The following is a 10,726-nucleotide window of genomic DNA, read 5'->3' on the forward strand; positions in this document are numbered from 1 at the left end:
AGCGCCCGGGAGAGCATCCGCCAGTAGGCGGCGCAGCTCAGCCGCATCTCCAGCAGGTGGGCGGGCAGGGCCGTGAGGCTGCGCCGGCGGTCGACGGCGAGGGCGAGGTAGACGTGGGTGCCGTCGTCCGGGCAGCCGAGCAGGTCGGCCGCGGCGCGCCGCGCCGGCCTGCTCTCCAGGCGGGCGAGCGCCCAGGGCTGGCAGTTGTGCGAGGAGGGGCTGAGGGCGGCGATGCCGGTGGCGTGCCGCAGGGCCTCGGGGAAGGGTGCGCCGAGGCCGGGGGCATAAGAAGTGGCCGGTGTCATGGGTCCGTTCATCACGTCCATACCAGGGCGAGGAAGTAGCCGTCGATCCGCCGGGCCCAGCCGTGCAGGCGGCCGTCGCCCGCCGAGGGCGCGTGGCGCAGGAGGCCGGGCCCGGGCCGCCACGTGAAGGTGTGGTCGTCGCGCCAGGCGTGCAGGGCGACCTCGCGGGGGTCGATGCGCAGGCCGAAGCCGAAGTGCTTGAGGACGGCCTCCTTGCAGGCCCAGCGCAGCGGCAGGGGCATGCCGGCGAGGCGGCGGCGGTCGGGGTCGGCGCAGACCGCGGCCAGGTCGTCGCCGGCGGTCAGGAGCGAGGTGAGCATCGGCGGCATGCGGCGCTCGTGCTCCAGGTCGACGCCGACGGGGCGCGGCCCGCACACGGCGATGGCGAAGTCGCCGGAGTGGGACAGGCCCACGTCGACGGGGGCGTTGACGACGGGTTGGCCGGCCCGCAGCCCGTGGGCGACGGCGCCGACCCGGATGTCGCGGGTGCGCCCGGTCCGGCCCCAGTGCCGCCTGCCGTGGGCGAGGACGCCGTGCTTGACGGCCAGGCGGCCGGCGAGCCACTCGTAGCGCCGCTTGGGCAGGCGCAGGCCCGCCGCGTGGGCGGCCTCGTCGTCGGTCAGGTGGCGGGCCTCCAGCGCGGCGCGCACGGCGTCGCCCTGGGCGCGCAGCCAGGCGATGGACACGACGGCGGCGGTGAGGTGCTCGGCGGGCCGGGCCAGGTGCAGCGGCCGCGCGGGGTCGAGGGCCAGCGTCTCCCCGGCGAGACGGCCCGGGCGCGGCCGCGCGGCGAGGGTGTCAGCGGTCGACATCGGGCGGCAGCAGGAAGGGGTAGGGGCGGTGGCGCACCTTGAGGTGCCAGGCGCGGTCGGCCTTGCGCAGCCGCTGGATGAGCTCCCACATCGAGGCGTCGCCCTGGTAATACCTGGCGACCTCCTCGGTGGTGAGGGCGGGCGTGATGCGGGCGTTGGCCTGTTCGAGGAAGCCGGGGATCAGGCCGGCCAGCTTCTCCTTGTGGAGGTTGCCGAGGAAGTCGAGGACGACGCCGCGCGGTGTGTAGAACTTGTCGAAGATGGACTTGGACATCGCGAGGCGGACGGGATCGCGCAGGATCCAGGGCAGTGAAGTGAAGAAGAGCCGGACGTCGAGGAGTTCGCGGCCGCGGGCGTCGCGCATGAGGGGCGAGGTGACGTCGAGGTAGACGAGTTCGCCGTCGAGGTCGATCCAGTTGGACGCCTGGGCGTCCAGGCCGAGGATCGGGGAGACGCAGCCGTGCACGCGGTCGAGGAAGCGGGCGAAGAAGTCCTCGGCCCAGGCGTCGCCCTCGCTGTGCAGGAGGTCGGGTACGAGCCGTTTGACGGGCAGGGTCTGCTGGACGCAGTAGCCGGCGATCCTGCCCGAGGGCAGCTCGGTGTGCCACAGCCGGGTCTCGGCGACGTGGATCCCGGCCGCGCGCAGGCGGTCGAGGTAGCGGTCGAGGGTGCGCCCGTAGGCCTCGAAGCGCTTGCGGCCGTCGAAGACGGGCAGCCGCTTGCAGGCGAAGGCGCCGCGTTCGGTCTCCAGGGCGAGGACGAGGGTGACCTCGCCGTAGCCGAGGACGGTCAGCCCGCGGGGGTCGCCTGCGGCGAGCGCGTGCCGGACCTGCTGTTCGAGTTCCCGGAGGTCGTCCTCCGGGACGGTGAACGTCATGGACGGGGTCACCTGCTTCCGGTCTGCTGGGCGCTTGCTGTGCAGCGAACTGTTCTGTCCCGCCGCAGCGGCGAGTCACCACTACGGCGGGGGTCCGGCGGAATCCGCGGGGCCGGAACCGGCTACGCCGCGACGAAGACGAGCGCCGCGTTCTGCCCCCCGAATCCGAACGAAGTGGACAACGCGGCGTCGAGGGCCGTCTTGCGGGGGCCGCCCGCGACGACGTCCAGGTCGACGGCCGGGTCCAGCTGTTCGAGGTTGGCGGTCGGCGGGACGAGCGAGCGTTCGACCGCGAGGACGGTGAGCGCGGCCTCGATGGCGCCCGCGGCGCCGAGGGTGTGCCCGAGCACGCCCTTGGTGGAGGTGACCGCGGCGCCGTCGCCGAGCGCCGTGCGCAGGGTGGCGGCCTCGACGGCGTCGTTGAGGCGCGTCGAGGTGCCGTGGGCGTTGACGTGGCCGATGTCGCCGGGGCCGGCGCCGGCCTGTTCCAGGGCCGTGCGGACGGCCGCGAGGACGGCCCGGCCCTCCGGTTCGGGCGCGGTGAGGTGGTGGGCGTCGGCGGAGGCTCCGTAGCCCGCGAGGAGCGAGCGGACCCGGGCGCCGCGGGCGCGCGCGTCGGCCTCCCGCTCCAGTACGAGGATGCCGCTGCCCTCGCCGATGACGAAGCCGTCGCGGCCGGCGTCGAAGGGCCGGGAGGCGGCGGCCGGTTCGTCCAGCCGGCGCGAGAGCGCGCCCATCTGTGCGAAGCCGGTGACCATCAGCGGGCTGACGCCGGCCTCCGCGCCGCCGGTGACGACGACGTCGCAGGCGCCCTCGCGCAGCAGCTGCGCCGCGGTGCCGATGGCGGTGGCCCCGGACGAACAGGCCGTGGCCGTGACGAAGTTGGGGCCGGTGGCGCCGAGGTCGATGGCCAGGTTCCCGGCGGCCATGTTGGGGACCAGCATGGGGACGAGGAGCGCGGAGACCTTCGCCGGGCCGTGCTCCAGCATCCGGCGGTGCTGTTCCTCCCAGGTGCTCACGCCCCCGAGCCCGCAGCCGACGACCACGCCGACGCGCGCGCCGTCCCACTGCGCGGGGTCGAGCCCGGCGTCGGCCACCGCCTCGCGCGCGGCGACGATCGCCAGCTGGGTGAAGCGGTCGTGCATCAGGGCGCTGCGGCGGCCGACGTGCCGGGCGGGCTCCAGCCCGGGGACGGTGCAGGAGATGTCCACCGGCAGCCCTTCCAGGGCGGGGTTGCGGGTGGCCGCGGAGACGCCCGCGCACACGCCGTCCCAGGTCGCCTCGGTGCCGATGCCGGCCGCGGTGACCAGGCCGAGGCCGGTGACGGCGACCGGTGCCGCGGCGCTCACGGCGCCGTGGCCGCGATCTCGTTCGCGATCACCTTCACCACCGTGGCGATGGTGTCGGTCGGCGCGGCGGCCTCCTCGCCGATCTTCACCTGGAACTCGGACTCGATGACGAGCAGCAGCTCGACGAGGAACAGCGAGTCCATCTCCAGTTCCTCGAAGGTCACGTCCGGGCCGATGGCCGCGCGGTCCACCGCGAAGCGGTCGACAAGCAAATCCACCAGCTTGTCGTAGACAGGGCTCATGGTGCGGTCCGCCTTTCCCGTGGGGTCGGGTGCGTCACCGGGTCTTTTGCGGCACGCCGTCCGGCCCGGTGTGCGGCAAGTCTGGACGGCCGCGCTGACGGGGGGCTGACGGATGGCTGACCCCGGACCGGGTCAGCCATCCGTCAGCGTCCGGTCAGCCCGGGTGAGCAGACTCGGCACGCCGGAGCCGTCCGGCTGTCCGCATCGGAGGAGCGCTCGCGTGGTTTGCTTCCGTCCCAGCCGCACATCTTTCCGGAGGGCCGAGCCCGGGCCCCGGCGCCGCGGCGGTGCCCGGTGACGCGGGCGGCCGTCGTGGCCGGAGTGGGCAGCGCGCTGCCACCGGTGCCCGTCACCAACGACGAGCTGGTGGCGGCGCTCGACACCTCCGACGAGTGGATCCGCTCCCGGACCGGCATCCGGCAGCGCTACTTCGCCCCGGACTCCATGACGACCTCCGACCTGGCCGCGGGGGCAGGCGCCAAGGCGCTGAAGTCCGCGGGCGGCCGGCCGGTGGACACCGTGGTCGTGGCGACCACCACGCCGGACCGGCCGTGCCCGGCGACCGCGCCCACCGTGGCGGGCAAGCTGGGACTCGGCCATGTCGCGGCCTACGACGTCGCCGCGGTGTGCTCCGGCTTCGTCTACGCCCTGGCGACCGCGGCGGGCCTCATCGCGTGCGGCGCCTCCGACGGGGTGCTGGTCATCGGCGCGGAGACGTTCTCCCGGATCCTCAACCCGGCCGACCGCTCCACCGCGGTGATCTTCGGGGACGGGGCCGGGGCCCTGGTCCTGCGGCCCGGCACGGAGGGCGAGACCGGCGCGCTGGGCCCCTTCGACCTCGGCAGCGACGGCGAGGGCCTGGAGCTGATCACGGTGCCTGCAGGCGGCTCCGAGCGGCGCCCGCACGCGCCGCGCGAGGAGGACCACTACTTCACGATGCAGGGCAAGCAGGTCTTCCGGCTCGCCGTGCAGCGCATGGGGCACTCGGCGCGCGCCGTCCTGGACCGCGCCGGGTGGCGGGTGAGCGACGTCGACCACCTCGTCAGCCACCAGGCCAACCACAGAATCACCGCCCGCCTGGCCGACGAGCTGGGCATCCCGCAGGAGCGCTGCGCCGGGAACATCGCCGAGGTCGGCAACACGGCCGCGGCCTCCATCCCCCTGGCCCTCGACCACGCCCACGCCGGAGGGACGCTCCGGCCCGGGGCCCGGGTGCTGCTCACCGCCTTCGGCGGCGGCCTCACCTGGGGGGCGACGGTGCTCACCTGGCCCGCCCTCGACCGCGACTGACGGCAAGGAAAGCGATGACCCCTCAGAAACTGATCACCGATTACATCGTCGAGGTCTGGATGGACGGCGACGCCGGCGGGCTGGAGCCGGACACGCCCATCGACGAGCTGAACATCATCGACTCGGCGGGCGTCTTCGACCTGGTCCATTACCTGCAGCAGGAGTTCCGCGTCACCGTTCCGCTGCGGCAGATATCGCCGGCGAACTTCCGCTCCGTCAACGCGATCTCGGACCTGGTCGGCCGGCTGCAGGCAGGGGAAGGAGCGACCACCGCATGACACACCTCATGGACGGCCCGCAGGAGACCGTGCGCATCCACCGGAAGGTCGTGGGGATCGTCGCCGAGCGGACGCTCTACGACGAGTCCCAGCTGCTGCCCGACAGCCACTTCGAGGGCGACCTGGGCATCGATTCCGTCATCCTGGAGTCGATCCTGGTGTCGGTCGGCGAGCAGTTCGGCATCGAGGAGCGGCTGCCCGGCGACATCACCACGATCCGCGAGCTCGTCGCCCGGGTGGAGGGCGCGCTGGGCACGTCCTCCGGGTCGGCGGAGGCCGGGGCCGCGGCGGAGGCGGAGGGCGCGGACGCCGTCCTGGAGGCGGTGCTGGCCGCCGCCGTGCGCCAGACGCAGTACCAGCGCAGCCAGCTGGCCCTCGACGCCGACTTCGAGAGCGAGCTCGGCATCGACTCGGTCATCCTCACCTCGCTGGTCGCCGAGGCCGCGCAGGAGCTGGGCCTGCCGGAGACCGCGGTGGGCGCGGTCACCGCGCAGACCCTGCGCGGCCTGGCAGCGGAGCTCGCCGCCCTGACGGCGCCGGCCGGAGCGGCCGGGCGCGCCGGGGACGGCTCCTGGGACGGCCGCTCGATGAAGGACTTCGTCGAGCAGCGCGACCCCGACCTCTTCGCCAAGGCCCGCAGCTTCGGCTCCTACCGGCGCCGGCGCGAGGAGGAGCGGCTGTACTGGTACGGCATGCCGCTGCTCTCCCGCTGCGAGAACCGCGCCGTCATCTACGACGAACTCGCCGGTCGTGAGCGCGAGTTCCTCATGTTCGCCTCCAACAACTACCTGGGGCTCGCCAACCACCCCAAAGTCGTCGAGGCGGTGTGCGAGGCCACGCGCGCCTACGGCGCCACCCACACCGGCTCCCGCTTCATCGGCGGCACCAACATGCTCCACAAGGAGCTGGAGCGGCGCCTGGCCGCCTTCAAGCAGCGCCCGGCCGCCATCGTCTACCCCGGCGGCTACGCGGCGAACCTCGGCGCCATCTCGGGCCTGGTCAAGAGCTACGACACGCTCGTGGTCGACAAGCTCAACCACATGAGCATCGTCGACGGCGGCAGGCTGTCGGGCGGCGTGCGCAGGATCTACCGGCACAACGACATGCAGGACCTGGAGCAGGTGCTGCGCCGCGGGGCCGGGCAGGGCACGGGCGGCGGCACGCTGATCGTCGCCGACGGCGTCTTCAGCATGCACGGCGACGTCTGCGACCTGCCGGAGATCGTCCGGCTGGCGAAGACCTACGGCGCCCGCGTGATGATCGACGACGCCCACGCGACCGGCGTGCTGGGCGCGCGCGGCTCGGGCACGGCCGAGCACTTCGGGCTCAAGGGCGAGGTCGACCTCGAACTGGGCACCATGAGCAAGGCCCTCGCCGGCATGGGCGGCTTCGTCGTCGGCGAGGAGGAGGTCGTCGAGTACCTGCGCTACTACTCCAACTCCTACGTGTTCGCCGCCAACATCCCCGCCGGCGTCGCGGCCGGGCTGATCGCCTCGCTGGACGTCATCGAGGCCGAGCCCGGGCGCGTCAAGCGGCTCTGGGCCAACATCCACGCGCTCCGCGACCGGCTGCGCAAGGCCGGCTTCGACCTGGAGCGGACCGGGAGCGCCATCCTCCCCATCGTCATCGGGGACGAGCGCAAGGCCATGGAGATGGGACGCGCCGTGCGGGCGCGCGGCCTGTTCTGCCAGACCGTGGTCTACCCGGGCGTACCGCTCGGCGACGCCCGCCTGCGGGTCAGCGTCACCTGCGAGCACACCCCGCAGGACCTGGAGCTCGCGACGGAGATCTTCATCGAGTCCGCGACGGAGACCGGCGTCCTGCCGCGATCCGAGTGAGCGAGGAAGTGCACACGACCATGGGCGCCTTCAACACCAGCGTGATCCGGCTGCGGCGGGACTTCCCCGCCGGGCAGTCCGGCCGTCCGGCCTTCGTCGGCGAACACCCCCTGACCTACGGCGAGTTCACCTCCGCCGTCGACGCGCTCACCTGCCGGCTGCTCGACCTCGGGGTCCGCACCGGCGACCGGGTGGCCGTCTGGATGGACAAGCACCCGCACTACGCCGAGGCGATCCTGGCCACGGTGCAGGCGGGCTGCGCGTACGTCCCCCTGGACGGCGGCCAGCCGGCGGGCCGGGCCGGGACCATCCTCATGGACGCGGAGCCGGTCGTGCTCTTCACCGACCGCCGCCACCTCGCCCTGCTCGCGGGCCAGGAGCTGCCGGCCTCCCTGGAGGCCGTCGTCACCACCGGCGAGCCTCCAGCGGTAGGCCATGTGTCCGGCGTGCCCGTCCACGCGTGGGAGGGCTTCGCGCGGGTCAGGGCCGGGCGGGTGACGATCCTGCCCGCGCTCCAGCCCTCCGACCTGGCGGCGATCCTCTACACCTCGGGCTCGACCGGGGTGCCCAAGGGCGTGCGGATCTCCCACCGGAACCTGGCCAACTTCACCGGCTGGGCCCGGGCCGAACTCGACGTGGGGCCGGACGACGTGTTCGCCAACCACGCGTCGTTCAACTTCGACCTGAGCACCTTCGACCTGTTCGTCGCGCTGTCCGTCGGCGCCGCGGTGTGGATCGTGCCCGACGCGGCCGCCCGGGACGTCCCGGCACTGGCCGCGGGCGTCCGCGAGCACGGCATCACCGTCTGGTACTCGGTCCCCTCCGTCCTGCACCTGCTCACCGCGTCGGGCGTGCTCACCCCCGACGTCACCCGGAGCCTGCGCTACGTGCTCTTCGCGGGCGAGGTCTTCCCGATCCCGCAGCTGCGCGCCCTCGCGGACCGGCTGCCCGCCGGCACCGCGCTGTACAACCTCTACGGGCCCACCGAGACCAACGTCTGCACGTACCACCGGGTGCGGCCCGAGGACCTCCTGCGCGACACGCCGGTGCCCATCGGTGCGCCGATCACCGGCGCGCGCGTGAGCGTCGTCGCCGACGGCCGGCCCGTCGACGTGCCCGGCGCGATCGGCGAACTCGTCGTCGAGGGCGACTGCGTGACCCCCGGCTACTGGCGGCGCCCCGACGAGCCCGCCGCCGCCCTCCACTGCCAGGGCCGCCACCCCACCGGCGACCTCGTCAGCTACGAGGACGGGCAGCTGGTCTACCGCGGCCGCAAGGACCGCATGGTCAAGCTGCACGGCTACCGCGTCGAACTCGGCGAGATCGAGGCCGCGGCGCTCTCCCACCCCGCCGTCGCCGAGGCCGCGGTCGTGCTGCGCACCGGTCAGGGGGAGGACGCCCAGCCACGCATCGCCCTCTACTACACGCTGCGCCCCGGCGCCGCGCGGCCCGGCCTGGTGCAGCTCAAGCAGCACTGCGCCCGCGTCCTGCCCCGCTACATGCTGCCGCAGGCGGCGACCTGCCTCGAGCGGCTCCCGCACAACGCCAACGGCAAGACCGACTACCGGCGCCTTGACCACGAGGCGGCCCAGCCCACCGCAGAGCCTGCCGGCACTGCCAGCAAATGACGGAGACCATCTTGAGTCGAGGACCGATCGGGAAGCCCTGGCCCGGCGGCGAACCGGAGACCGTGGCCGCGCTGCTCCGGCACCGCGCGGACCGGACGCCGGACGCGCCCGCCTACCGCTTTCTCCCCGGTGCCGACGACGCGAGCGAGTCGTGGAGCTACGGGGAACTGGACCTGCGCGCCCGCACCGTGGCGGGGCGGCTGCTGCGCGAGAACCTCGGCGGCCGGCCCGTCCTGCTGCTCCACCCGCCGGGCCTGGACTACATCGCGGCCTTCTTCGGCTGCCTCTACGCCGGGGCGATCGCCGTCCCCGCCTATCCGCCGGACAGCGCGCGCTTCGGCCAGACCATGCCCCGGCTCGCGGCCATCGCCCGGGACTCCGGAGCCACGCACGCCTACACCACCGCCGACGTCCGCGAGGCCGCGCGCGCCAAGCCGGAGGAGATCTCCGCGCTCGGCCTGACCGGGCTGACGTGGCTGACGGCCGGCGACCTCGGGCCCGCGGACGCGGAGGCCTGGCGGGAGCCGGGCACCGCCGGCGGCTCCCTCGCCTTCCTGCAGTACACCTCGGGGTCGACCTCCGACCCCAAGGGCGTGATGGTCACCCACACCAACCTCGTCCGCAACCTGCGCTCCATCCATCTGCGCCTGGAGCACGACGAGGACTCCGGCATGGTCTCCTGGCTGCCGCCGTACCACGACATGGGGCTCATCGGCGGCATCCTCACCCCGCTCTACGGGGGCTTCCCCGCCCACCTGATGGCGCCGGCCACCTTCGTCCGGCGGCCGCTGCTGTGGCTGGAGACCCTCTCCCGGACGGGGGCGTCGACCAGCGTCGCGCCCAACTTCGGCTTCGAGCAGTGCCTGCGCCGGATCACCGACGAGCAGCGCGACGCCCTCGACCTGAGCACCTGGCGGCTCGCCCTCAACGGCGCCGAGCCCGTACGGGCCGAGACGCTGGAGCGCTTCGCCGACCGCTTCGCCCCCTGCGGCTTCGACCGCCGGGCCCTGCTGCCCTGCTACGGGCTGGCCGAGGGCACCCTGATGGTCACCGGCATCGACGCCGCGCAGCCGCCCGTCCTCGGCGCGTTCGACACCGGCGCCCTGGCCCGCGGCACGGCGGAGCCCGCCGCGGAGGGCGCAGAGCGGGCGACCCGGGTCGTCGGCTGCGGCACGCCCGTCCCGGACGTCGAGGTCGCCGTGGTCGACCCGGACACCCGCCGCCGGGCGCCCGACGGCCGCGTCGGCGAGATCTGGGTGGCCGGGCCGAACGTCGCCGAGGGCTACTGGGGCCGTCCGGAAGCCACCGGCGAGTCGTTCGGCGCCCGTATAGCCGGCGAGGAGGAGACGCCCGCGGCCCATCTGCGCACCGGCGACCTGGGCTTCCTGCGCGACGGCCAGCTCTACGTGGTGGGCCGCACCAAGGACGTCGTCATCGTGCAGGGCCGCAACCACTACCCGCACGACGTCGAACTGACCGCCGAGAAGGCGACGGACGCCATCCGCCCCGGCTGCGGAGCCGCCTTCGGTATCCCCACCGGCCAGGGCGAACAGCTGGCCCTGGCCTACGAGTTCGGCGGCGGCGACCCCGCGGCGGCCCTCGCCGCGCTGCGCACCGCCATCGCCGAGGAGCATCAGGTCGCCCCGCACACCATCGTCCTGCTCAAGCGGTCGACGGTGCCCAAGACGACCAGCGGCAAGATCCAGCGGCAGGCGTGCCGGGCGGCCCTGACGGGCCTGGAGCTGTCGGTGGTGGCGGCGAGCGTGGTCCGCGACGACGCGGGGCCGCCGTCCCCCGCGGCCCGCCCGGGCCGCGAAGAGGCGGTGGAGGCGGTCGCGCGCGTGCTGGGCCGGGCGGCCGGCCCGGACGACGTCGCCGACCGCGGCTTCGCCGAACTCGGCCTGGACTACGCAGGCCTCCTGGACGCCGTGGGCGCACTGGAGCGGGAGTTCGGCGTAGCGGTCCCGGTGGGCGAGCTGCTGGTGCGCCCGCACGCAGCGACGCTCGTCGAGCTGCTTCTCACGGACGGGGCCGGCGAGGGCACGGACCCGAACGGCGTGACCTCGACCGCGGACCAGGCCGGCGAGAGCAGCCGGGCAGCCCGGGC

General features: G+C 74.1%; 9 protein-coding genes and 1 pseudogene. 5 read left to right on the forward strand and 5 right to left on the reverse strand.

Translation table 11 applies throughout. The features are described 5' to 3' along the window. The 5 genes and pseudogenes from V7793_RS25925 to V7793_RS25945 form a co-directional block, all read right to left on the reverse strand. Positions 1 to 317, reverse strand: a pseudogene (locus tag V7793_RS25925) (RedV protein); the annotation flags it as partial. Continuing rightward, positions 317 to 1,117 carry a 4'-phosphopantetheinyl transferase family protein gene (locus V7793_RS25930; RefSeq protein ID WP_336010444.1) on the reverse strand — a complete coding sequence of 267 codons (801 nt, stop codon included), beginning with the start codon at positions 1,115 to 1,117 and terminating at the stop codon, positions 317 to 319. The pseudogene V7793_RS25925 and the gene V7793_RS25930, both read right to left, overlap by 1 nt. Continuing rightward, positions 1,104 to 1,994: a DUF6206 family protein gene (locus V7793_RS25935; RefSeq protein WP_336010447.1), complete on the reverse strand. Its 891-nt coding sequence runs from the start codon at positions 1,992 to 1,994 to the stop codon at positions 1,104 to 1,106. Before V7793_RS25935 ends, V7793_RS25930 begins: the two co-directional genes overlap by 14 nt. A gap of 122 nt (positions 1,995 to 2,116) precedes the next feature. Beyond that, positions 2,117 to 3,343, reverse strand: a complete 1,227-nt coding sequence (locus V7793_RS25940) for a beta-ketoacyl-[acyl-carrier-protein] synthase family protein (protein WP_336010449.1) — start codon at positions 3,341 to 3,343, stop codon at positions 2,117 to 2,119. Continuing rightward, positions 3,340 to 3,585: an acyl carrier protein gene (locus tag V7793_RS25945; RefSeq protein WP_179083350.1), complete on the reverse strand. Its 246-nt coding sequence runs from the start codon at positions 3,583 to 3,585 to the stop codon at positions 3,340 to 3,342. The genes V7793_RS25940 and V7793_RS25945 overlap by 4 nt, the downstream gene beginning before the upstream one ends. 294 nt (positions 3,586 to 3,879) lie before the next feature. Here V7793_RS25945 and V7793_RS25950 point away from each other — a divergent pair, with 294 nt between their 5' ends. The 5 genes from V7793_RS25950 to V7793_RS25970 all read left to right on the forward strand — a co-directional run. Next, a complete protein-coding gene (locus V7793_RS25950) occupies positions 3,880 to 4,875 on the forward strand; it encodes a beta-ketoacyl-ACP synthase III (protein ID WP_336010452.1) in 996 nt (331 codons plus the stop codon). Positions 4,876 to 4,889: 14 nt separating this feature from the next. Continuing rightward, complete coding sequence (locus V7793_RS25955; RefSeq protein WP_336010454.1) at positions 4,890 to 5,153, forward strand: acyl carrier protein; 264 nt, start codon at positions 4,890 to 4,892, stop codon at positions 5,151 to 5,153. Beyond that, complete coding sequence (locus V7793_RS25960; RefSeq protein WP_336010457.1) at positions 5,150 to 6,991, forward strand: aminotransferase class I/II-fold pyridoxal phosphate-dependent enzyme; 1,842 nt, start codon at positions 5,150 to 5,152, stop codon at positions 6,989 to 6,991. Before V7793_RS25955 ends, V7793_RS25960 begins: the two co-directional genes overlap by 4 nt. A 20-nt stretch (positions 6,992 to 7,011) precedes the next feature. Then, positions 7,012 to 8,619 carry a D-alanine--poly(phosphoribitol) ligase gene (locus tag V7793_RS25965; RefSeq protein WP_443057994.1) on the forward strand — a complete coding sequence of 536 codons (1,608 nt, stop codon included), beginning with the start codon at positions 7,012 to 7,014 and terminating at the stop codon, positions 8,617 to 8,619. Positions 8,620 to 8,630: 11 nt separating this feature from the next. After that, on the forward strand, positions 8,631 to 10,726 hold a 2,096-nt coding region (locus tag V7793_RS25970), incomplete at its 3' end, for an AMP-binding protein (RefSeq protein ID WP_336010460.1).

The organism is Streptomyces sp. KLMMK (genome assembly GCF_036961605.1).
In the GTDB taxonomy this organism is placed as follows: Bacteria; Actinomycetota; Actinomycetes; order Streptomycetales; family Streptomycetaceae; genus Streptomyces; species Streptomyces telluris.